The sequence below is a fragment of the Paenibacillus sp. P36 genome, from assembly GCF_045866505.1.
In the GTDB taxonomy this organism is placed as follows: Bacteria; Bacillota; Bacilli; order Paenibacillales; family NBRC-103111; genus Paenibacillus_E; species Paenibacillus_E chondroitinus.
In genome coordinates this window covers 3,523,727-3,548,259 of the sequence record NZ_AP038372.1, presented here as the reverse complement: position 1 = coordinate 3,548,259, position 24,533 = coordinate 3,523,727, and the positions used below count along the sequence as shown (strand labels likewise).

General features: G+C 43.7%; 19 protein-coding genes. 3 read left to right on the top strand and 16 right to left on the bottom strand.

What is annotated here, in order from left to right:
* Positions 1-307 precede the first annotated feature (307 nt).
* Entirely contained in the window at positions 308-5,884 is a 5,577-nt protein-coding gene (locus ACKTT9_RS15755) for a DUF5057 domain-containing protein (RefSeq protein WP_407872293.1), read from the top strand.
* 53 nt (positions 5,885-5,937) lie between these two features.
* Here ACKTT9_RS15755 and ACKTT9_RS15750 read toward each other — a convergent pair whose 3' ends face one another.
* From ACKTT9_RS15750 to metH, 10 genes are all read right to left on the bottom strand, one after another.
* The gene (locus tag ACKTT9_RS15750; protein ID WP_407872292.1) at positions 5,938-7,833 is read right to left on the bottom strand and encodes a hypothetical protein; all 1,896 of its coding nucleotides are present in this window, start codon (positions 7,831-7,833) and stop codon (positions 5,938-5,940) included.
* A gap of 11 nt (positions 7,834-7,844) precedes the next feature.
* Positions 7,845-8,393: a type II secretion system protein J gene (locus ACKTT9_RS15745; RefSeq protein ID WP_407872291.1), complete on the bottom strand. Its 549-nt coding sequence runs from the start codon at positions 8,391-8,393 to the stop codon at positions 7,845-7,847.
* Entirely contained in the window at positions 8,377-8,946 is a 570-nt protein-coding gene (locus ACKTT9_RS15740; protein WP_407872290.1) for a prepilin-type N-terminal cleavage/methylation domain-containing protein, read from the bottom strand. Before ACKTT9_RS15740 ends, ACKTT9_RS15745 begins: the two co-directional genes overlap by 17 nt.
* 212 nt (positions 8,947-9,158) lie before the next feature.
* Complete coding sequence (locus ACKTT9_RS15735; protein ID WP_407872289.1) at positions 9,159-10,154, bottom strand: metal-dependent hydrolase; 996 nt, start codon at positions 10,152-10,154, stop codon at positions 9,159-9,161.
* A gap of 32 nt (positions 10,155-10,186) precedes the next feature.
* Positions 10,187-11,134: a lysophospholipid acyltransferase family protein gene (locus ACKTT9_RS15730; RefSeq protein ID WP_407872288.1), complete on the bottom strand. Its 948-nt coding sequence runs from the start codon at positions 11,132-11,134 to the stop codon at positions 10,187-10,189.
* Between the two features lie 16 nt (positions 11,135-11,150).
* Positions 11,151-11,921: a GNAT family N-acetyltransferase gene (locus ACKTT9_RS15725; protein WP_407872287.1), complete on the bottom strand. Its 771-nt coding sequence runs from the start codon at positions 11,919-11,921 to the stop codon at positions 11,151-11,153.
* 160 nt (positions 11,922-12,081) lie between these two features.
* A complete protein-coding gene (locus ACKTT9_RS15720; protein WP_127451683.1) occupies positions 12,082-12,771 on the bottom strand; it encodes an LrgB family protein in 690 nt (229 codons plus the stop codon).
* Positions 12,761-13,111 (bottom strand): CidA/LrgA family protein, encoded by a 351-nt coding sequence (locus ACKTT9_RS15715; protein ID WP_407872286.1) that lies wholly within the window; start codon positions 13,109-13,111, stop codon positions 12,761-12,763. The genes ACKTT9_RS15720 and ACKTT9_RS15715 overlap by 11 nt, the downstream gene beginning before the upstream one ends.
* Positions 13,112-13,396: 285 nt before the next feature.
* Positions 13,397-14,326 (bottom strand): ribonuclease Z, encoded by a 930-nt coding sequence (gene rnz / locus ACKTT9_RS15710; protein ID WP_407872285.1) that lies wholly within the window; start codon positions 14,324-14,326, stop codon positions 13,397-13,399.
* A gap of 109 nt (positions 14,327-14,435) precedes the next feature.
* On the bottom strand, positions 14,436-17,873 hold the full coding sequence (gene metH / locus ACKTT9_RS15705) for a methionine synthase (RefSeq protein ID WP_407872284.1): 3,438 nt from the start codon (positions 17,871-17,873) through the stop codon (positions 14,436-14,438).
* 217 nt (positions 17,874-18,090) lie between these two features.
* On the opposite strand from metH, the gene ACKTT9_RS15700 reads away from it, so the two are divergent.
* Positions 18,091-18,630 carry a 1,2-dihydroxy-3-keto-5-methylthiopentene dioxygenase gene (locus ACKTT9_RS15700; RefSeq protein ID WP_407872283.1) on the top strand — a complete coding sequence of 180 codons (540 nt, stop codon included), beginning with the start codon at positions 18,091-18,093 and terminating at the stop codon, positions 18,628-18,630.
* Positions 18,631-18,706: 76 nt separating this feature from the next.
* Here ACKTT9_RS15700 and ACKTT9_RS15695 read toward each other — a convergent pair whose 3' ends face one another.
* The 3 genes from ACKTT9_RS15695 to ACKTT9_RS15685 all read right to left on the bottom strand — a co-directional run bounded on the left by ACKTT9_RS15695 (position 18,707) and on the right by ACKTT9_RS15685 (position 20,257).
* The gene (locus ACKTT9_RS15695) at positions 18,707-19,498 is read right to left on the bottom strand and encodes an HAD family hydrolase (RefSeq protein WP_407873048.1); all 792 of its coding nucleotides are present in this window, start codon (positions 19,496-19,498) and stop codon (positions 18,707-18,709) included.
* Positions 19,499-19,541: 43 nt separating this feature from the next.
* Positions 19,542-19,724, bottom strand: coding sequence for a DUF896 domain-containing protein (locus ACKTT9_RS15690; RefSeq protein WP_407872282.1), 183 nt, complete (start codon positions 19,722-19,724; stop codon positions 19,542-19,544).
* 140 nt (positions 19,725-19,864) lie between these two features.
* Complete coding sequence (locus tag ACKTT9_RS15685) at positions 19,865-20,257, bottom strand: LysM peptidoglycan-binding domain-containing protein (RefSeq protein ID WP_407872281.1); 393 nt, start codon at positions 20,255-20,257, stop codon at positions 19,865-19,867.
* A 147-nt stretch (positions 20,258-20,404) separates the two neighbouring features.
* Between ACKTT9_RS15685 and lexA the strand changes: the two genes are divergently transcribed.
* On the top strand, positions 20,405-21,022 hold the full coding sequence (gene lexA / locus ACKTT9_RS15680) for a transcriptional repressor LexA (RefSeq protein WP_127451671.1): 618 nt from the start codon (positions 20,405-20,407) through the stop codon (positions 21,020-21,022).
* Positions 21,023-21,338: 316 nt separating this feature from the next.
* Here lexA and ACKTT9_RS15675 read toward each other — a convergent pair whose 3' ends face one another.
* The 3 genes from ACKTT9_RS15675 to ACKTT9_RS15665 all read right to left on the bottom strand — a co-directional run bounded on the left by ACKTT9_RS15675 (position 21,339) and on the right by ACKTT9_RS15665 (position 24,464).
* Positions 21,339-22,577, bottom strand: a complete 1,239-nt coding sequence (locus tag ACKTT9_RS15675) for an aminopeptidase (RefSeq protein ID WP_407872280.1) — start codon at positions 22,575-22,577, stop codon at positions 21,339-21,341.
* A gap of 97 nt (positions 22,578-22,674) precedes the next feature.
* Positions 22,675-24,015, bottom strand: a complete 1,341-nt coding sequence (glnA, locus tag ACKTT9_RS15670; RefSeq protein ID WP_407872279.1) for a type I glutamate--ammonia ligase — start codon at positions 24,013-24,015, stop codon at positions 22,675-22,677.
* A gap of 38 nt (positions 24,016-24,053) precedes the next feature.
* Positions 24,054-24,464 (bottom strand): MerR family transcriptional regulator, encoded by a 411-nt coding sequence (locus ACKTT9_RS15665; RefSeq protein WP_127451665.1) that lies wholly within the window; start codon positions 24,462-24,464, stop codon positions 24,054-24,056.
* Between the last annotated feature and the right edge of the window lie 69 nt (positions 24,465-24,533).

Sequence of the window (24,533 nt, the reverse complement as noted above, 5' to 3'; positions counted from 1 at the left end):
ATTTGAACAAGTTAAAAATCATTATACAACATCAGGGTACATTTTAGAATATTTTTCTTATCGAGTTGCGTCGAATTACCCAATTTCATAGTTCTAAACTACCTATAACATTACAATTCGTTCCCTATCTCGGATAATCCTCTTTAAAAAAAATATTAAAATTTTGTAATTTTCATCAATTTTCTTATGTTTTCCTAAAATATTTTCGATATCATATACACAAACTGTATATTTTTAGGACCAAAAAGTAGTAAAATAGTCTCATATAAATATTACTATATGAAAGTCTACGGGAGGAGAGAAATGTATGTTTTCAGCCATACAAAAAAAGATCAGTTTTTTACTGATCACATCCATGGTCATATCATGGTTCGGGTTCACAGGTCTTCCGAGCCAAACAGTTCTAGCAGCTGCCGGAGACACGGTAACCGTAGCACTGAAATCTGTCAATAACAGCAAATACATCACGACGGATACGAGTAACAGTTCTTCGCTTTATGCGAATAAGACGAATCCATGGGTATCCGATTTGTTTGATTTAGTTGACCAAGGGGAAGGCATTTACGCTTTAAAATCAAGAGCAAATTCCAAATATGTGACGATTGGGTCTAATAGAACGGATACGCTAAAAGCTTCATCACAAACAATTACCGACAATCAGAAGTTCAGGATGATAACAAATTCTGACTCCACGGTATCATTCAAACCTGTAGGTAACCTTAAAGATTACTTTGTCAGTTTAGAAGATGATAGCAGTAACGAAATAAATGCAGAGCAAAGCAATTCCACGTCTACGCTTACAAAATTTCAAATTTCCTATTTCGATCTCACCAAACCATTGAAAATTCTTGAGATTAAAGATTTGGAGAAGTCTTCTAACGAGAAAACACTCACTTCAGATTTAAAAGATAAACTAGGTACGAATACTGATTTTCAGCTAGAAACAATGAGCATGAAAAAATTCGTTGCGCTCCGCGATGAATTAGATGGTAAATACGATGCCATTTACTTCGGAAAAAGTTTATTTAATCCCACCTCAGAGACTGGAAGCAACCACGATACTCGTTTCCTTGAGAATGACATTACATCTCTCAAAGCAACAGAAATTACAGACAAATACATAAATAAAGGATTACCCGTTATTGTCTATAGCGACTCGTCCAAGAAACGTGGTGCTTTGTACCAAGGATACTTAAACAGCAATGGTATCCATACTAAGTCCAATGGTAATTTATACAATTTGTTTAATTCCTACAATACAACAACACCCAAAAGTAATGTGATTTTTGTAAATGACACGGATATTGGTAGTTCATCTGCCTTTATTGAGAAAACAAACTTGCTTGTAAATGCCAATGTTCGCCCTCAACTCAATCTGACAAGCAAACCGACTGACTACACAGTAAGCTCTAATCGTGACATTAAGTATAAAGCTGGCGACACTTTGACTTATACATTTAATGTCTCTAATGTTAGAAACATCAGTCAGCGCAATTTGGTAGCTAATTTATATTTAGGTGTCGACAGTGTCTTAAAATTCGATGCTTCCAATTTAGTACAGACGGTCCCTGTAACTTCCCTTACCAATAATACAATTAGCTTTACGCTTCCAAAAGGTTACTCAGGGCTTTACTACTGGCGTCTAGAGCTCGTTGATCAAACCAGCACTGGCAAGCTGAAAGATTCGGCTGCAGGCGTTTTCCGTTATAAAGACCAGTCGCCAACCATTAAGGTATTGCAAGTTATTCCTAACTCGCAGTCGACTAGTAAGACCAGCAGCCTACTTTTAGAGTCAAACTTAAAACAAAATTATTTACATTCTGACGATTATGATATCAGCATCTCAGTCATTGACTTCAATACGTTTAACTCAACGGAATACAAAACTTTAAATAGCAAATACGATATGTTGATCTTCGGTTTTAACGATTCATACAACGGAACTGCAGACATTTCTTCAACAGCTGCTGCTGCAGTTAAATCATTTATCGCTACAGGTCAAGGCGTTATGTTCACCCACGATACCGTCTATCAAGGGAATCAAACATGGATCACTAATTTCCAAGCGGATACAGGGCAAGTCGGTCCAATGACGAATATGGGTCTCAATGCCCCTAACACATCAACGTCAACTGTAAAAATAAATGAAGGTTTGCTGACCGAATTCCCTTACTTTATAAGCGAAATGACACCATCCGTGGCAACAACGCACGATCAATATTTTAGGCTGGATCTAAACGATCCCAAGGTTATTCCTTGGTACAACATCAATGGAAGTCCTCGTGACGTGGAAGATAGCTGGAATCATTATTACACCTACTCCAAAGGGAATGTCACCTATTCAGGTACAGGGCACAATTTCGTAAACACAACCAAAAACAGCTCTTTTCCAGATTGGGAACAAAAGCTGTTCGTAAACACGATGTACAGGGCTTTCATCGGTTCAAATCATAAGCCTACTCTAGATCTCATATCTCCAGCACCGTTCAACGAATCTTTAAAGAATTATATCTCAGCGAATAGTTCAATTTCTGTCAGTTTCAAACCCGACGATTTGGACTTAAATGATAAAAAAGTGACCTCATCCATTACTTTTACTTACAAAGACGCTTCAGGTAATAATCAATCAGTCAAAGTTCTAGCGGATACGGAGACAAATAAAGGTGAGACAATCACCAAAACTTTCCCTAATCCACTAGCTGCAAGCGGCGGAGATTTGACGATCTCAGTCTCAACCAAAGATGCCGCAGGCGCTCTTGAAACAAAAGAAGTTGCCGTCAAAGTCATTACCTCTACTGGTTTAACGCCAGATCGTACGGTATCAGCTGAAAAAATTGAAGTGAACAGTCCTGTGACTGTAAATTACATCATTAATCCAACAGCAAAACCTTACAGTGCGGCTACGAACCTTGAAGATTTAAAAATTACAGGCTTGCATTATAAAGAAACATTCCCTGTGAACTTAGAACTTGTAACCATTCCAACAGGTTTCACGAAAACAGGCTCTTTAACAAGCGGCTTTACCCTTGAAGGTGATATCGGCGAAATTCCATACCGCAGAGAAGGCAATCAATTTGTAGCTAGCAGTTCCACGTTCACCGTCGTTGTTAAACCAACGAAAGCCGGAGACTATTCTTTATCAAATGCCAATCTAAAATACAAGGATTTTGCTTCAGCAGATCAAAATGTGCTCTTTTCGAACAAAGTCATAACCGCATTCACGAAACTAACATCCTTGACGTTGGATAACCTTACGATTGCAAAAGGTGATACTTCCAAACTGATTCCAAAGATAATGCCTAGTGATGCTACCTACCAAAAGAACGAAGACTTCACTTGGACAACGGATGCGGCAACCATCGTTACGGTTAATGCAAGTGGTGAAATTCGAGGTGTCAATGCCGGAACTGCCAAAATCATGGCTTTCGCGAAAGATGGCAGCGGACTTACCGCAACTTCTGTCGTTTCTGTTATCCAACCTGGCTTGAATATTACAGGTCCGACGGAAGTGGCTGTTGGTGCAGATATATCATTGCAAGCAGCACTGGTAACCGTGAATGAGAACGTAACTTCAGTCAGATGGAGTTCTTCAAATTCCAGCAAAGCGAACTTCACGGTAAGCGATAAATTTACTGGCATCTTACATGGTGTACAAAAAGGCACCGTGACTGTAACAGCTACCGTTGTAACAGATAAAGGAAATACTTATTCCAAAGATTACACAGTAAAAATATTCATACCTTTAACATCAATTAATGTAGGGAGCGCTAGTATTCGCGTTGGCGAAACCATCAAATTAAATTCAAACTATACACCGTCCGATGCTGATAATCCCAACTTGACCTGGAGCACAGACCGGTCCGATCTGGTTACCGTAGACAGTTCAGGGAACATTACAGGCGTAGCTGAAGGAACAGCGAAAGTTATCATTAATTCCACAGACGGATCCAATCTGACAGCCAACGCGACCGTTACCGTAGTTAAACCTTCTTTGACGGTTAATGGACCAACATCGGTAAATATTGGAGAGAAGATCACGTTAGAAGCTATTTTCTCAACAATTAATGAAACTGTAGCATCCATTTCTTGGAGCTCACCCGATCAGGATAAAGCGAGCTTTGTAACAGATGGTGATTACAAGCGTGTATTAACTGGTGTTAAAGCGGGAGCTGTGAATGGCTCTGTTACGATTACAACAGATAAAGAAAGTACTTATTCCAAAAATTTCAGCGTTAACGTTACAGCGGTTCCAGTGACTTCTGTAAGAATAGACAATTCTACGATTCGTGTTAATCAATCTTATGTTCTAACACCAAATTTCGAGCCTACAAATGCAAGTATTAAAGTGCTTACATGGGAATCAAACAATCCAAACGTGGTCACAGTCGACTCTAACGGAAATACTCGAGGGGTAGCTGTTGGTACAACTACAATTAAAGCAACCACGACGGATGGCACGAATCTATCCGGCACAGCGACGATTACAGTCATTCAGCCATCAATTTCTGTTAACGGGCCTGATAAACTCTTTATTGGCGGTCAACCCATTACGCTTCAAGCTCTTCTAAGTTCAGTCAATGAAACACCTACTTATACGACTTGGAATGTTTCAGATGAGGATAAATTGAAAGCAGAATTCACCGGTTTAGATGGGAGTCCAACGAGAACTCTTACCGGAAAGCAGCCTGGGATTATTATCGGAACCGTACATATGGTCACTGATCAAAGGAGTTCCTACGATGCCAGCTTTAAAGTAACTGTCATTTCACTGCAACTAAATGATCAAACCGTTGACGTCGGCCAAAGCGGCAGCCTGTCACCATCCATTACACCTCCGTTAGAATTGAATTCGGAAGTTGTCTGGAAGTCAGCGAATGAGAATGTGCTGAAAGTAGATAACTCGGGGAATTATCAAGCTATATCCGAAGGATCGACACAAGTAACGATTATTTCGAAAATTGATCAAAGTGTCATTGCTTCTGCTACGATAACTGTTGCTCAACCTACTGTCGAATTTGATGGAGATAAAGTCGTAAATATCTCCGGAACAACAACGCTTCGGGCATGGTTGCGATCTTCACATCAGAAAGCTAAGACTTTCACATGGGTTTTAGATAACCCAAATCAATCTTTTGCAAATGTAACGAAATCTGCAGAAGATTCCAGAGACTTTACAGGTAAAAATGTTGGCTTAGTAACAGGAACGGTCAGCATTGTGACGGATAAAGACATCACGTATAAACAAAGCTTTAGCATCTCCGTCGAATCCTTAGCCATTGTCAGGATGATCGACGGTGTTGAGAGCGGCATCTCTGTTATTACAATGGACAAAGGTGAGTCCATCGTGCTGAAGGCTGCTTTGAATCCTTCAACAGCATTAAACAATGGGTTTAAGTGGAGATTAATCAGTGAACCTGGAGAAAATGGTGAGGCTGCCATTGTTGGCGATGACAACAAGCAAACTGTAACACTCATAGGGGTTAAGAAAGGCACTATCCATATCAAAGTAGACGTGGCTGGAGGCCCTGGCTTCCCTTCCAAAACAGCAGCCAAGGTTGTTGACGTGAGGCAAGACCTGACGAAGTTGGAACTTCCTGATTCGACGATCACTTTATACGCAAAAGGTACAGCTGCTCAAAGATCGTTTGACTTACTTAAATATCTAACCGTTACGCCAAACAAGTGGAAAAAAGAATGGATGAATGACCTAAATGGTCAATTACAATGGAAAAGTAGTAGTTCGACTATCGCTGATGTTGACTCCAATGGCCTGGTAACCGGCTTCAAGCAAGGGTCAACAACGATTACCGTCACGAATAAAGACGATGAAACGGTGAAAGACGAAATTACGGTGAACGTCATCGAGTTTGACGACAGATATTAAAACGCTAAGAGGCTGCCCCAATCACATTGGGACAGCCTCTTTTTTTACCAGTATCATTTAAACTCCGTCACTTGCTTTTTCTTCCCTACAGTCAAACCTACCTTAGAAACGCGAGGCAAACCAACCTTCTGATTCTCAAAAATCTTACTGTTATAATCGATAATGAGACGCGACAGATTCTCCGAAGTGACTTGTGTTTGATCATCCATTTTAATACTTTCTACTCCGCCTGTAGCATTCCCACGAATGGCATTGACTGTCAAGTTACCTTTGGCAAAAAAGCCGCCATATACCCAAAATACGGAACCTACCCCATAAATCGTTGCATCACTATCCGTGTAGAAAAAAGCTTTTAAGATTGGAGGATTAGCACCATGCGTCTCCACTGGCGGGTTTCCAGGTTCATTTGAATTATACGTAAAGGGTTCTTTAATATCACGAAACGAATTCACGCGATAAATATCAATAGCTCCTTTAGAAATAAGAACTAACTCTTTGTCAACAAGTTTACCGCCACTATCTATACCCTTCAAACCTAAAATAGAAGCATCCACAATCTCCGTTTTACCTAACGTGTAGATGGTGGAATCCATATTAACGGTGTTATGAATAGATAAATTCCCTGTAACCAGAATATTAGCTTTAATGTCAAGGTTGCCTTTATCTATATTCGTATTATTAATCGTTAAATCACCATTTACAATGAACCAGCTGCTTTTATTTAAATTAACAGGAACGGGGTTTTTCACACTTTCTTTGTAAAGCAATTTACTGAATACCTCGCCGCCATCTATCGTTAAATTGCCATTATACATCATCGTATTCTCAAGCTCGGATGAAAACAAAGCCGTAAGATTTCTTTTCTTTTCCTCGTATGCGGCATACTCAGGAGCATTAGCAGGATCAGGCTCTACTTCATCCAGCGGATCAATAACCTCAATCAATGGACGCAAGTAGTTCGTCAGACTCTCTCGTGACGACAACGCCGTCTTCACGTTCGTTCTTTGGAAATCTGGATCTAACTTGTTTTTCCCGATGGCCTGAACCATTTTATCCACGAAGGCTTCGTTGACTTCTATCCCTGCAAATTTACTCTGGTCTTTGACATGTATATTCGCTGGATCCGTGCTAGTCAGCACCTCTTTGATTGTTTTTACGCCCTCTCCCTCTTCTTCACTAATACTTTTATAACCACTATTGCTGTTGCCGACATTTTCAAGTGTGTCACATTGCGGACTGGTTTGAGAAACTGTTGCGCTTACCGTCTCACAATAATAAGCATTTAACCCGTCCCCGGATGCATTCTTTTGAACGTAGGCGCTTCCCTCCAACTTCGGGAATTTCGTCGACTGATATAACGGCGTACCAAGGTACAAATATTCAGCTTCATTTTTAACCTTTAAAGCTTCTCCCGCATAAATATCCCCGATGATATAAGGCGATCCATTAATCAGCACAGTTCCTTCCGAACCCATCGCATATTTCAGTGAATCTGGAAACGTGTCCAAAACAATATCCTGGGTAAGTAGACGCGTGACATTATTCACAGTAGCTTCAGCATCAATCGTAATTTTATAATTCAGCGAGCTGTCCTCTTTTTTATTTTCTTTGAATTCGATACTATGTATTTTCCCTCTGGCTGCACCTACATCATGATCCAATAAAGTACTGGTCGCTCTCCCATTTAACTTCACTGTAATGTCATCCAACCTATTTTGAACTTCATCAATGTTAACGCCATCCTGACTTTCAAAATCGGACATGATATAAGCAGCAGCCTCATTCAACGCCTTCTCAGCCAAATGCAAACTTTGAACATCCTTTTGCTTCGTCTCCGTTCTTGTTGCACCGCCTATGCTTGCACTCAACACAGCCAAACCTAATATCGAAAAAATAAGAACCATAAATAAAACTAACAGCAATGCTGAACCGCGCTCCTCGCGAAACATGCTACTCCTCCTTAGAAACCGAACTGGCTTTGCAGCTTGAGCTTGTGATCTCTTCCTTTAGAAGTCTGACTCAGTTCCAATGTGACATTGATAAGCCCGTTCGTACATCCATTTGTACAGCTGTTAATGTGAATCATAGAATCGCTCATAACTTGAGATTTTAATTCTATAGCACTGCTGGCCGTTTTCTGATCGTTATAGATGTAAACTTTATGGTCCGTTTTATCGATAACCACATGACTAACTGAATCATGCACAACATTATTTTTATCTCTTGTTTTTATATGCATCAAAATGCCATTTTCCGTTTCACTGTTCGTGCTGAAATTCTCAACGGTTTCGGGGCCTTGTGTATAAAACTCACTCATAATCGCCGACATAATGATATCGCCTTCATCCCGCAGAGAATTCTCGACATTCACTCGATCATAAGCTTTGAAACCAAAATTAATCACCCCATAAATGGATCCAGCTATCAAAGAGAAAATGCTTAAAGCAGCAATGAGCTCGACCAGCGAGTAACCCTTTTGCTCTTTGATGCTGTTAACGAATCGACTCATTTGCAATATAGCCCTCCACAATGACAGGTTTATTTCTTCCGTTATTCACGTTGTTATCTTTGACAGTCACTTCAACATGAATAGGCAGCAAATAATTCGCCATCCCTTTTTTTACAGGATCATCCTTCAACTCATTTGTAATATCTACCTGATAAGACACGGATATTTGATATTCAATATCATTTACCTTGGGGTTAAGCACATCCCAGAGGAGCTTCATATTCGGGTTTAGAAATAAATTTTGTAAATCAGGTTTATCACAAATATTTCTAGTACTGCAGTTCTTGGGTGAAATATCTAGATTATCCTTTAGGTCACCCGTACTAGGATCAATAAAATAATTATGAATCGTTGCATAGTTCTGCTTCTCCATATAAAACAAAGCGTTCCTCGCCAAATTCACCATCACCGTTTTATTCTGATTTCCTTTGTTATACGACATCGCGTTAATGAAAAACGCCAGCATCGCCATGGAAGCCACAGACAATATGACCGTCGCAGCCAAAACCTCTATCAGCGTAAATCCCTCTTCACGGGGCTCTCTTCTACTCATCTCATGTGCTCCTAAGATTAATAATTTCAACCTGTCACGCATCTGCAAATATAGGACTTTTAATATAGGACTATTGTACCATATTTTCGGCTCTTATCACTGATTTCCTGAATAAAAAATGACAATCAGGGCTCAATTTGTGTCCCTTTCCCGAAATGTTAAAAAAGCCTCACTCCCATATAGGAGCAAGGCTTCTTAAGCTGTTCTCGACCTTAGACATAGGGCGGGTCCCACGCCTTTTTATCCCAACCCAGCGTGTCGCTAACCACATTCATATCGCGATCCAGATGAACATTTACGCCAAATGGCAGCTTCCGTTGATGCCAGAATCGGACATCTCGCCACTGCACTTCATAGCCGTCCGTTTTCTCGGTCCAGCACACATGAATGCGCTGCGCGAAGTGCAAGAAGGCACGGACGCCATCCGTTGCCAGGGTAGCTTGCACGATCGGGTGTGACTGTTCCTGGTTATAGTCAATTTTGCTATATTCCACTTCCGTCACGACAGAACCATCCCGAATTTCGCCCAAGTAAAACCGCGTATCGCTTTCAATGACGAATTGCCAACGGAACCAACTGAGACTGGGGATGAGATGGCAGATCCCGTCTTCCAGGTTCAGTTCCTTTTTCACCAATTTAACAAATCGTTTCCGCTGTTCGCTCCGAATGGCAATGTAAAAGAAGGTCGCCACGTAAATCAGCGCGAACATCTCTCCGATATGAAGCCCACCGCTGCCGCGCCAAACAAAAATCCAAATAAGGACGCCAACGGTATGCAGGACGAACAGGAAAGGCTCGTAGAGACAGAGGGTATCGAGATGATGCCATTTGGAAGAGAACGGGCGGAGACACTGCACGCCGTATACGTTAAATAAGTCCAAAAACACATGAAAAACAACGGCCAACAAAGTCCACAGATACAGGCTAAAGAAATGATCCCATACGCCAAAGATAGCTGCAAGAGGCAAACTGAGCACAATCGGCCAAATAAAAAGTGCCGGCAAGGAATGGGTAATTCCTCGATGAACACGCAAATAGTTCGTATACCCTTTGATTCTTGCGATCGTATCAAAGTCAGGGGCATGCGAACCAATGAGCGTTCCTGCCAGAATTGCGTGGGTCAAATTCGGATCTTGCGATACGACAGGCTCCAAACAAGCAAGACCTGCTAAGGTGACGCCGAACAATAAATGGCTTCCTGTGTCCATGTGTCAATCACCCATCCTTTGTCATATGTGTGCTATCCTACTTCAGATGATGTCGTTTGATCAGCATTTGTGACAGATGTTTCTTCCCAACGTTCATGCACATTGAACCAATAGAACCAAGAACCCGGCTGCTCTCGGATGACCCGCTCCATGAACCCATTCAACTGCAGGTTTACCTCAGCGCGTGCGATACGCCCGGATAACTCATCTTGAAGTTCAAGAGGCGAACCAAAGATCAGCTTATGATTGAAACCGTGGGTACGATGCCCGTAGAACGGTACAATGGGGATTCGCAAATCATGAGCAAGCATTGCCGCACCTTCAGGCGTTCGAGTCAATCTCCCGAAGAAACGGGATAACGGAAAGGAAGCGCGCCAGAAGTCCCCTAGCAGAAAAACGATGCCACCGTTCTGCAAATGCTTTTTTAAGGTCCGATACAGCTCCAGAGGAGGAACACTGTCATAATCCAGTCCTTTGCAGCCCATGGCAGCAAATTTCAGATAAAGAGGTCTAAGCTCCTGACTGCCTGCTGAAGCGACGGTCAGACAATCATATTTCCGGGTCAAATACCAGTAGTAGTAAAAAAAATTGCCTATATGCGGCGTATAGACGATAAAACCCTTTCCGTTCGATCGGTTTTGAGCTTCTCGGAGGTTTTCCTCGCCCTGCACATTGAAATGATGCGTTTGCAATTTTAACAGCCGCTGAGATAAGAAAAGAATCTCAACAAGCGTAAACACAACATTTTCCATATAATTCTTGGAAGTCGCACGAATGGCTCGTTTCGGCATGTCATCAAGCAAATCAGCAATATTATGCTCCACTCGTCTAACTAAGCTATTACGCAAAGCAGCATGACCGGCAAAAGAGATAAACGCACACACCGCATGCAAAACCCAAAGCGGAATGATTCGCAGCTTGTGTTCGATACGCGCCAGTTTATGTTCATCAGAAGTTAGTTTGGCGATCCAATCATACAAAGCAAATCCTCCTTGCCTACGTTGTTAGAAAATGACGTTTGTACCGTCTTGTGACCCGATCTTTTTCCAAAATGATAAAAAAATCAACGGTCTCAAATAGCTCATCATACGCCGGATCGCCGCCAATTTCAGCACCGAGCCATTGATAACCCTTCATGAGTGGGGGAAGCTTACGAAACACATCTTTCTCGTTACATTCAACTTCCAAACGTGCAAGCCCTGGTATCCGGTGGGTGGAAAGCGGTTCGATACCGTATCGGTTTGTAATAACCTGTTTTTGAAGCAGCATCGTATAAATGAGATTTAAATCTTCTAAATTGCTCATATGTACACTAGCGCAGCCAATTAAATGAGTGTAATTTCGCTCCGTAATATAACCGGCAATGCCTTCCCATAAAAGCTGAATCGCTTTCCCGCCGCGATACTCCGGTGCAATGCAGCTGCGCCCCAGTTCCAGCGTCTGTTCTTTATACGCGGTATAAGCCGCTAAATTAAATTCAGTCTCCGAATAAAAGCCTATGCCTTGAAGGGCACGATCTCCTGGTAGCAGACGGTAAGTCCCTACAACCTGATCTGTGTCCAAATCTTTCACAATGAGATGATCGCAGTACGCATCATAAGCGTCTTTTTCCAGACCTTCCTCATTGAGCATTCGCATGTTTTTCTCTTCTTCAACGAAAACCTGATACCTTAGTCTCATGGCCTGCTCAATTTCATCTGCGCTGCTTGCAAGCCTAACCGCTAGTTTGGCCTGCTGAGGCGCCGTATTCAGAAGGGGTCCACTCATCTTCTTCACGCCTTTCTACTGGATTCTCACTGTTCCATCGTAGCAGAGGTTTATTATGGTTTCGTTTTCGTATTGTAAAAAAATTGTAATGTTTGGAAAATGAAAATAAACCGCATTCGCCGCGAAGACGAAATACGGTTTATCCTGTTCATTTACAAAGTCATTGGAGCCAGTAATAGATCGGTATGAATAAAATAGATGTCATGATGCCACAGATCGCCATGGACAGTCCGGCAAAACCGCCCTGCTGCTCTGAATCCTTGACGACCTTCGCTGTTCCAATGCCATGTGCGGCCGTCCCTAAAGCAATCCCGATGGAGATGTCGTCTCTTATCTTTAGCCAATTCAACAAGCGCGTGCCAAACATGCTGCCAAACAAACCCGTCATCGTCGTCAGAACGGCCGTAAGCTCCGGTATCGCCCCTAACCGCGTAGCGATTTCAATGGAGATTGGCGAGCTAACCGACTTAGGCAGCATACTAAGAATAATTGACTGGCTGCCGCCAAGGAGTCCAACGATAGCCGCGCTCGATGCTATGCCAGTGATGGATCCTGCCAATACGCTAAGCATGACGCGCTTTAAATTGGACCGGATTAAGGATCTGTATTTATACAGTGGGACACCTAAGGCAACGGTTGCCGGTCCAAGAAGAAGCGTGAGAACGTCCGCCCCTCGTTTAAAATCTTCAAAAGGAATTCGAAAACCAACTAAAATAAGAATTATAAGTCCTGTACATACAAAAAGCGGATGCATAAACCGCCATCGCTGATACATCACATTAGCGAACGCATAAATCAAAACACTTAATGATAAACCGAATAAGGGGTTCTGCAGCATATTACCCGCCATATTTTTCCCCTTCCTTACCTAGCTTGGAGGATACCCATCCCGTAACGATCAGAACGACAGCCGTCGCACCGACGATACCACCGCAAATCGCAACCAGATTGGCACCAATAATAGGCAGAAACAAGAGAATACCAACCGTGTAGGGGATAAAAAAAAGCATCATATGCCTGGTCAGCAGCGACGCGGCGTCTTCCACCCATTCAAGTTTAACGAGCTTAGCGAATAAAGCCGCTGTAAATAGCATGAGCCCGATCACGTTGCCAGGTAGCGGCAGGTGCAGGCCCATTTGGATCACATACCCTATGAAATTAAAAGCCAATAAAATTGCAAAACCAAGCATGTTGTCTTCCTTTCCGCTCAAAAACCGGTTCATCCAGAATCTTTATAAGCATTTCTTATTTCCCTTAACATAACATAAAAAATCGAGGACATAAAGATAGAAAGCAGTATTTCTGCTGCTGGAATCCCCATTTCGTCACCTCAGTCTACACACCTTTTGGATAGTGTATGAGCAAGAATTACGAAAATGACTTTTTTCGACGGATGGACACGACTAACCGGATAAAAAAAGAGACTATCCGTTCGGCCATCACTGACCTTCCGAAATAGTCCCATTCCATGCTCTCTAACCTTTTCGTGGCACATCAAAGCTCCAAAAATCTTTGGCAATGTGGCTGTTGCTGTGATGATGCTGTGCTTCTTGCAGCAGTTCCAACACTGCGTCCCCTTGGTAGCGCGAACTAATGTGCGTCATAATCAAGGCATTCGCTCCTGCTTCTTGCGCAATCCGTGCCGCATCCGTAGATGTCGCATGATCGAAAGAATAGGCTAGTTCCTGCTTATCCATGGCGAATGTCGCCTCATGTACAAGCACGTCGGCGCCTCGAGCCAAAAGCTGAGCCCCGCTGCAGTAGCGGGTATCCCCGAGAATGACGACGATGCGTCCGGGAATCGGCGCACCCAGGAAATCGGCGCCATGCAGCGTACGCCCATCCTCAAGCTGAACCGTCTGCCCTTGCTTAAGCTTCCCGTAGATCGGCCCGGCGGGGATACCTAGCGCCGTCAGCTTATCCAACATCAGCTTCCCGGGTTGGTCCTTCTCGATGATCCGATAACCGAAACACTCAATGCGATGCTCCAAACGCGCAGTCTCCACCAAGAATGTGTCATCTTCAAAGAGGAGTCCTTCCTCCTCGATTTCCACAATCTTCAATGCATAGGTCAGATGCGCGCCGCTAACTTCTAGAGCCGTGTCAACAAATCGTTTGAGCCCCGGAGGGCCAAACATCGTAAGCGGTGTATCGCCGCCCAAATACGAGCGGCTGGTTAACAAGCCTGGCAATCCGTATAAATGGTCTCCATGCAAATGCGTGATGAACAGCATCTCTGTCCGCCCGAGTTTCACAGGAGAATTCATAATCTGCTGTTGGGTGCCTTCACCACAGTCAAATAACCAATAGGTTCCCCGTTCATCCAGCAAGTTAAGAGCAATCGATGTGACATTGCGCTGCTTGGAAGGCATGCCTGCCCCTGTTCCCAAAAAATATAGTTCCACGTTCTAAAACCCCAATCTCTCTGAAAATCACTGTTGGTAACACGGAAAGCGAGGTCGCTGCCGAACAAGGTGTTCGAGTAAGCTGCCTCGCTTTATGCCATAACTTTTCTTAGCCTACATTGAAATAACGCGCTTCTTTGTGGGCGAACACGATAGCCGATACCGATGCTTCCGGCTCCATCATGAATGACTCTGTCAGCTCAACGCCAATATCTTCCGGCTTCAGAAGATTGAACAGCTTGGCTTGGTCTTCGAGATTCGGACATGCCGGATAACCGAATGAGAATCGTTGGCCGACGTATTTGGCTCCAAATCTCTCTTGCATCGTCATATCGACGCGATCTGCGATTCCCCACACATCCCTCATAATATGGTGGATACGCTCTGCAAAACCTTCCGCTACTTCCAGTGCAGTCGCTTGCAGCGCGTGAGATTTCAAGTAATCTCCTTTGTCGCGCCATTCCTTAGCCAGCTCATTAATATCATGCCCAGCTGTCACAAGCAAGAAGCCTACATAATCCATCTGACCGCTCTCTACGGATTTCAAATAGTCAGCTAAGCACAGATACGGCTCTTTGTCTTGACGTGGGAATGTGAAGGTCTCAAGAACCTTGCTATGATCTTGCGGATCGTAGACAATAACATCATTTCCGCTGGATTGCGCCGGGAAGAAGCGGTACATACCATGCGCTTTAATAATCCCGTTATTTTGAGCCGCGTACAGAATGGAATCGACCGTATCTTTAAGCTGCATGGCCTTCGCATCCCGATCGCTAAGCAGGGCTTCAACCTTCCCTTTGAGACCGAGATGATGGCCGAGCAGCATTTGCATGTTCACATAAGGCATGAGATGGCTTATCGGGTAATCTCTCATGATATGGCGTTCTGTATCTTGCGGCACTTGTACAGGCAAATCCTTCGACACTGCAGACGAACTCACGCGCGTTAGCTGCGGCAGTTTCTCTTCCTTCTTGCCTGTATCCATGACATCGGATTCCAGATTTTCTCTTAGTTCCTGAATGAGACGTTTGCGCTGCTCAGGATCGCTTAACCGGTTAGCAATATCCAGACCGTCCATGGCATCCTTCGCATAGAGAACAACACCTTCGTACTCCGGTTGAATACGCGTTTTGGTAAATTTCCGTGTCAGCGCGGCGCCACCAACCAGAATTGGCACATCTACACCTGCAGTACGCAAATCCTGTGCGGTAATAACCATCTGTTGAGCGGATTTTACTAATAGACCCGATAAACCGATTGCATCTGCGTTTTCTTTGCGCTGTGCATCAATAATTTGCTCAGGCGGTACTTTGATCCCAAGGTTTACAATCTTGTAGCCATTGTTCGACAGGATAATTTCGACCAGGTTTTTACCGATATCATGCACATCACCTTTAACGGTTGCCAAAATAATTTTACCTTTAACAGCCGTTTCGGATTTCTCCATAAAAGGTTCCAGATAATTAACAGACGCTTTCATGACCTCAGCACTTTGAAGTACTTCCGCAACAATCAATTCATTGCCATTGAAAAGGCGGCCTACTTCTTCCATCCCTCTCATAAGCGGTCCATTAATGACTTCAAGAGGCGAATAAGTTTGCAGCGCAATTTCCAAATCCGGAATTAATCCTTCCTTCGTGCCTTCCACCACATAAGAACCAAGGCGCTCTTCCAAGGTCAGATTGGAGATTTTCTCCTTCTTCTCGACCTTCTTCTCACGGAAATGAGCGACAAATTTCGCCAAAGTCTCATCGTTCGTATTGTAAATCAGTTCCTCAGCCAGTTGACGTTCTTCCTCTGAAATAGAGGCATAACGCTCCAACTTCTCTGTGTTCACAATCGCATAATCAAGGCCTGCTTTGGTACAGTGGTACAAATAAACCGAGTTCAACACTTCGCGTCCAGCATCCGGTAAACCGAATGAAATATTACTTAAACCAAGAATGGTTTTGGCTCTTGGATATTTCTCTTTAATCAGCTTGATTCCTTCGATCGTTTCCACAGCAGAACCGATATACTGCGGATCTCCAGAACCGACAGGGAACATATTCGGATCAAAAATGATATCCTCCGGATTCATCCCGTATTTCTCGGTTAGCAGCTCATAAGAACGTGTTGCTACTTCAATCTTCGCTTCGCGCGAAACGGCCTGACCCCGTTCATCAATGAGAATACAAACAACGGCGGCCCCATATCTATGGATGAGAGGTAAAATCCCAGCAAATTTCGATTCGCCATCCTCTAGATTAATGGAGTTAATAATCGCTTTACCTTGCGAATATTTAAGTCCCAGCTCGATAATGTGATCATACGTGGAGTCAATCATCAAAGGCACTTTCACCTTTTTGACCACCTGCTGCATGAACTCTTCTACCGCGTAAGCTTCATCTATATCCGTATCCTGTAAGTTAATATCGATGACATGTGCACCGTTTTTCACTTGATTACGTGCAATTTCTGAGCCTTCTTCAAATTTGCCTTCCTTAATCAAGCGTTTGAATTTACGGGATCCCGAAATATTCGTACGTTCACCGACCATGATGGGGCGGTTCTCAGGTTCGATAAATAAGGTTTCAATTCCCGAAACAGCGGGTAAATGGGTTCCATATTCCGTTCTAGGTTTGTACTCGCTAAGCGTTTCTGCCATAGCACGAATGTGCTCAGGAGTTGTTCCACAGCATCCACCGGCAATATTCAGCCAGCCCTGCTCAGCAAAACCGGCCATTTTCTTGGCCAAGGATTCCGGCGATTCATGATAGTGACCATTCTCATCCGGCAATCCAGCGTTCGGATAACAGCTGATGGCGGTCTCCGCAATCCCCGCAAGCGTTCGGATGTGATCCCGCATGAACTCAGGGCCCGTAGCACAGTTCAATCCCATAGAAATAGGTTTCAAATGTTCAAGTGAGATGTAAAAGGATTCGATATTCTGCCCGGCCAGCGTTGTTCCCATCGGTTCAATCGTTCCCGAAATCATAATCGGAAGCTCGAAGCCCAGCTTTTCAAAAGCTCTGCGAATCCCAATACTCCCTGCTTTCACGTTCAGTGTATCTTGTGACGTTTCCAGAAGAATCGCATCGACCCCTGCTTCACATAAAGCTAAAGCTTGTTCGTAGTAACTATCTTCCAATTGGTCGAACGTAACGCCACCTGTTACTGATAAGGTTTTGGTTGTTGGCCCCATAGCCCCTACGACATATCGCGGCCATTCCGGCGTTGAATATTTGTTCGCTGCCTCGATTGCCAACTTGGCTGCAGCGAGATTCAATTCGCGGTGACGGTCTTGCAGATCATACTCGGCAAGTACTACACTTGTCGTTCCGAACGTGTTCGTTTCTATCATATCCGCGCCTGCGGCGAAATAAGCTTCATGAATCTTACGAATCACATCCGGGCGAGTTACGCATAGAATTTCATTACAGCCGTCTAAATCATCGCCGCCGAAATCTTCAGCTGTTAAATTCTCTTGCTGAATCATGGTACCCATGGCGCCATCGAGGATCATGATCTTTTTCTTTAGCTGTTCTTGAATCGGTGGTTTAGACATGAAATGACTCCCTTTCAACTTATCCTGAAGCGATAAATAATAAATAATCGACAAATTATGTTAAGATTTAGTGTAACAGAATACGGCTTCTATGAAAAGATTTTGAATTATCATAAAAACCTATAGGATTTATCGGGTAAACTTATGATCATGCATCGACAGGGCACACCATTTCCACTATAATACAAGTATATTTACTAAGAAAGAGGGATGCTGCATGGCACAAATTAGAATTCGCAATACGAATGAACGAATCGAAGGCGAAGAGCAAGTCAAAGCCTTCTTGGATAGCCAAGAAGTTGTATATGAACATTGGGATGCGAACAAGCTTCCTGAAGCACTGCGCGAGAAATTCGTACTGAATGATGAAGAGAAAGCTCAAATCATCAGAGCGTATGAGCCGGAAATCCGTGATTTAGCGGCTAGACGCGGTTACGAAATCTGGGATGTTATCTCCCTTTCCGATGCTACACCGAATATCGAAGAACTGCTTAAGAAATTTGAGCAAGTTCATACACACACAGAAGATGAGATTCGCGCTATCGTTTCCGGTAAAGGGATCTTCATCATTAAATCCGAAGAACTCGGTTATTTCGATGTTGAACTTGAGCCAGGGGATGTCATCTCGGTTCCTGAGAACACAAACCACTTCTTCACACTGATGGATAATCGTCAAATCGTTGCCGTACGTCTATTCATTGAAAAAGATGGATGGGTCGCTTATAACGTGGAAGATCCAGCTTTCATCAAAGCCTAATACTTTTTCTTAGAAGAAAGCCCAACAGCGCAGGACACCTTGTCCAAACCACTGTTGGGCTTTTCGTTATGCTGTATTAAGCATTAGCGATAATCGGTAAAACTTCCTCTAAGCGCGATACCTCATTCGCAGGAACAATCTCATCTCCACTTTGTAGCCCATGATGATTAATCCAAATATTGCGCATACCTACACGTCCGGAACCGAGAATATCCGTCGTCAGTTTATCACCGATCATGATACCTTCATCCGCATGAATCCCTAGAAGTTCCAGCGCATGGTGGAAAATAGAAACATCCGGTTTACCCACTCCAAATTCCCCGGAAATGACAATATGATCGAAATAGGACGTAATGGCTGGCACGCCAGCTAATTTTTCTTTTTGAAGATCAGGTGATCCGTTTGTTAGGAGGAGCAACTTGTACTTACCCTTCAATGCGTCCAGCACACGGAAAGTTTCTTCATAAACATAGGGACGATTGCGGCGTTCAGCAGGAAAAAGCTCGCCCAGCTTGTACCCCAGCTCTGCATCTTCTACGCCTAACGCGCGAAGCCCGCGAGTCCACGCTTCAGTGCGATAACCTGGTGCTAATGCTTCCAACTTGCGAAAATTCTCATTTTCACCTTGTGTGAAATTAGCCCAAAGCCCTTCAAATGGATTAATTCCAATCATTTTGGTGAATGGAAAAGGTTCATAGGATTCGTATAAAGCACGGGCTTCTTTACGAACAGCGGCTTCCAATTCTTCCGGATTCACTGCCGCGTGTTTCGCTGCTTCCACGCAAGTTGCTTCAAAAGCTTCCTGTACACTGCGGTCATCCCACAAGAGCGTATCATCTAAATCAAAAAGTACAGCCTTCAACGTCATCATTCATTTCCCCTTTGAATGTTGTTTCTATGTGAAAAAGCAACTACTCTTCGTCCGTAAACTTGATGGAATCAAGTTGAACTTTAAGATTGCCTCGGAAAGCCTCAATATATTTTTTTCTCAATTCATTTCGTTCATCGATTTCCGCATCCGATAAGCCAACGGTTTTCGCTTTACGAGCAAGCTCATTAATGCGTTCGATGGTTTTTTCCATACTGTCACTCATAGTGATCCTCCAGTTCAAAAATTCAATATGACTATTACTTTGCCATCCCTCTAGTGGAATGTCAAGAAAACAACAAAAAGAGACATAGGAATAATTCCTAGCCTCTATTCGTCTATTTCCATTCCATAGGAAAGTACTGATTAAGGGAGCAATAAAACCTGTCCTTCTTTCAAGGAGCTCGTAGTTAAATGATTTTTCGTCTTAATCTCATCTATATAGGAACGAATGTTCTCTCTATCTTTCTTATGAGCAGTCGCAATGCCCCAGAGCGTGTCCCCCTCTTGAATGACAACTTGCTCCTGGACAACTTTCTTAGTTTCAGCGTTATTTAATACACTGCTCGTCGGTGAAGACGCCGCCGCATATGCTTGTACCATGGCACCGAATGAGAACACAGTCCCCAGAATTAATGCAATAAAAAGAAATCGAATGATTGTTTTCGTATTACGTGATTTGGTTGCAATCCCTTTGGACGCGGCAGTTGATCTATGAGGTGTGCGTGAATTGGTCGTGTGTGAGTAGGCCATATACATGAATAATCATCCCCCAAACATTTGTTCTGTTTTTAGAATAACACGAACACATGTTTGAGTCAACGATTTATTCGAACTTATGTTTGTACGAACTCGGGTTCTATGTTATACTTTGGGTAATGATTCCCAGTATTGGAGTGATAACTATTGAGTAAGATTTCGCAGCGTCAACAAGCTATTTTAGAATACATTAAGAACGAAGTGAAAGATAAGGGTTACCCGCCTTCCGTACGCGAAATCGGCGAGGCTGTCGGACTAGCCTCCAGTTCAACCGTACACGGTCATTTGGAGCGTCTTGAGAAGAAAGGTTTGATTCGTCGTGATCCAACCAAACCTCGCGCTATCGAGATTCTTGGCTTAGACGGTGCCGAAACTCATTTCGCTGTTTCCGTTGCACGTGTTCCGCTCGTAGGTAAAGTTACCGCCGGGGTACCGATTACGGCGACAGAGAACATCGAAGACTACTTCCCTCTTCCAGTCAGCATGGTCGGAGATAACAATGTGTTTATGCTTAGCGTCATGGGAGACAGTATGATCGAAGCCGGCATACATAACGGTGATTATGTCATCGTCAAGCAGCAGCAAACAGCGAACAACGGTGACATCGTTGTCGCGATGACGGAAGACGATGAAGCGACGGTCAAGCGTTTTTACAAAGAGAAGGATCATATCCGCCTTCAACCGGAAAACTCTGCTTTGAAACCCATTCTACTGAAGAATGTTACGATTCTAGGCCGAGTCATCGGATTATTCCGCGATATGTAAGACTAAGAAGGACCGTCAGGTGAATCAGCCTGACGGTCCTTTTTAGGTGCGAGCGAATCCAGCTAAGGGTCTACGAAACAGGATAAGGGAACTGTAATACTCTATTTGGAGAAATATAGCCATTTTAATCTCGTAGAGGAACTACAGGTCTTTATTTGACGTCCAACAATCATTCTACCAGTGAAATCAACAAAATAGCGAACTTCAGTTCCCCTCACTAGTGGATAATGTGCTTTTTCTCGCAAATAAGGGACTATAGTTCCTCCTATAAAGACAGAAAACCGAAGGACAATTCGTCCCTCGGTTTTCTTACTAATCAAAATGCTAACGCCCAATTCCCCTGACGGAAAATAGGTTCCAAACTGCCATCCTGAAGCACACCGCCAATCTCAAGATCAGCCGTCCCGATCATGAAATCCACGTGGATCAGACTTGTGTTCCCGCCTCTTACTTTCAGCTCCTCGTTGGATAAAGAAGCCCCATCCTTCATATTGATTGGATAGCAGCTACCCAAAGCAAGATGGCAAGAGGCATTTTCATCAATGCCTGTATTGTAAAAAATCCGTTTTAGATTGGATATCGGCGAATCATAGGGAACAAGCGCGACTTCGCCTAAATAACGAGCGCCTTCGTCCATCTCCAATAACCTGGTCAAATGCTCATGGCCGACCTCTGCCTTATAATCTACGACCTTCCCGTCTTCGAACCTGAACGAAAACTTGTCAACCAATGCGCCATTCACATTCAGCGGCATGGTACTTGTTACCGTCCCATTAACGCCTGTCCGTTTGGGCATCGTAAATACTTCTTCCGTCGGCATATTCGCAACAAAGCGAATCCCTCTTGCGTTCGCTTTATCCCCGCCAAGCCAAATGTGGCCATCTGGCAGCTCTACGCGCAAATCAGTCCCTGCAGCCCGATATTGCAGCGCTGCATATTGCTTATCGTTTAGTACCTTGCGAACGCGTTTCAACTGCTCAATATGTGCACGCCATGCGCTAACCGGATCAATTTCATACACTCGATTAAAACGGAAAATAGCATCCCACATCGCATCCAACCGCTCTTCTTCAGGAAGATCCGCATACACTTTGGATGCCCAAGCAGCAGTTGGAGCTTTAATCAAGCACCAGCTGAACGTGCTCGTTCTTACATATTTTTGATACTTAGAACGTGCTGTTGCCATCGCCTTTGAAGCTCTGGAAATCATGCCAGGGTCAATACCGGCGTACAAATCTGGATCTGGCACCTTAATATTCAGAAGTGCGCCGCCATTTTCAACAAAACGCTCCAACATATCCGTGTACCACACTGGGTAGTAGTCGAGTGCATCATCATGAGCCGTCTCTAAGCGCGCACGCGTCAGGAAATCATCCTGCCAATTCACCTGCACATAGTTCGCACCAGCCTCATAAGCTTTCTTAACAATTAGGCGCGTCAAGTCCACGCATTCCATCGGTGACTCGATCATTAGGTCTTGACCTTTGGTCAAATTAACGCCAATTTTTACCACTAGTTCCGCATATTTCTCTAAGTTGACTAAAAAATTATCCATGAGTACCTGCTCCTTCGCATGAAAAAGCCCATCAGTTCAGGATTTACCTGAATCATGACGGGCTATCTTATCTAATTTTCAAACATTGCTGATGATCCTAGTATAGGGACAGATATTGATCTCTTTCCCATTGGTGAACCTGGGTGCGGTACATATCCCATTCAATTTCTTTGAGCTCATAGAAATGTGCTAAAGCATGTTCGCCAAGCGTATCACAGATCACATCATCGCGCAGCAGCTCGTCCAAAGCTTGTTTCAAGTTGAGTGGCAAGCTTGGGATGCCTTGGCTTTCTCTCTCTTCTTCCGTCATCACATAAATGTTGCGATCCGTTGGAGGAGGCAGCTGCATTTTGTTTTTGATGCCGTCCAGACCAGCTGCAAGCATAACAGCAAGCGCCAAGTATGGGTTCGCCGCTGGATCCGGATTACGAACTTCAACGCGCGTGCTTAAGCCGCGGGAAGCCGGGATACGAATCATCGGACTGCGGTTGCTCGCAGACCATGCAACGTAACAAGGTGCTTCGTAGCCAGGCACGAGACGTTTATAGGAGTTAACAGTCGGATTCGTAATGGCTGCAAAGGAACGGGCATGGCGAAGTACACCTGCCATATAATGTCTTGCAACATTACTTAAACCTAACTTGTCGGACTCATCGTAAAATGCGTTGGTTTCACCTTTGAATAAAGATTGGTGACAGTGCATACCAGAACCGTTCATGCCGAATAATGGCTTAGGCATAAAGGAAGCATGCAGACCATGCTGTCTGGCAACCGTTTTAACAACGAGTTTAAACGTTTGAATTTGATCAGCCGCTTTAATTGCATCCGCATATTTAAAGTCGATTTCGTGCTGACCAGGAGCTACTTCATGGTGAGATGCTTCAATCTCAAAGCCCATTTCTTCCAGCGTTAGCACGATATCGCGACGGCAGTTTTCACCAAGATCCATCGGAGCCAAATCAAAGTATCCACCTTGATCATTAAGTTCAGTCGTCGGATTGCCTTTTTCATCGGTTTTGAACAAGAAAAACTCCGGTTCAGGACCAACATTCATCGCTGTGTAGCCAAGTTCTTCGGCTTGCTTCAGTGCTGTTTTCAAGATAGCGCGAGGATCGCCAGGGAATGGACGGCCATCCGGCAAGTAGATATCGCAGATCAAGCGAGCCACTTTGCTTTCCGTTACCCAAGGGAAGATTACCCAAGTATCCAAATCCGGGTACAGGTACATATCTGATTCTTCAATCCGCACATAACCTTCGATGGAAGAGCCGTCAAACATCATTTTGTTATCTAACGCTTTTTCAAGCTGGCTGAAAGGAATCTCAACGTTTTTGATACTTCCCATCAAGTCCGTAAACTGCAAGCGAATGAAGCGAACATTTTGTTCTTTAGCAATGCGCAAAATATCTTCTTTGGTATAGTTGTTGTTGTAAGTCACGTTCATTCTCCTCTCATTTTACAAGCGCTTACGGAGTGTTATTTATAAAACCGGGAAAGCTGACCTTGGATAAGGGAAACCTGATCCGGACGCTTGCCCCCGCCTATCAACTGCTGTTTAAGCATTTTGTGCAGTTGGGAGTCGGTTAGTTCCTTACGCTTAACTTCCGTATGCTCGTTCAAAATCGTAGCATCTTCCGAATCTTTATCGACTGGGATGAGCACCTGCTTGATCCCTGCGATGTTCACGCCTTTTTCAATCAAATCTTTAATTTCAAGTAGTCGTTCAACATCATTAAAGGAGTAGAGTCGTTGATTGCCGCCAGTTCTGGCTGGAATAATAAGCTCATGCTGCTCGTAATATCGAATTTGTCTTGCGGTTAGATCCGTCAGCTTCATGACGATCCCGATTGGGAATAACGCCATATTTCTACGTATTTCATCACTCATGCTAATCACTCCTGCAAAGTTAAGTAACTCTCCTATATTGTACCTAAGTAACAAAAACGTGTCAAGGAG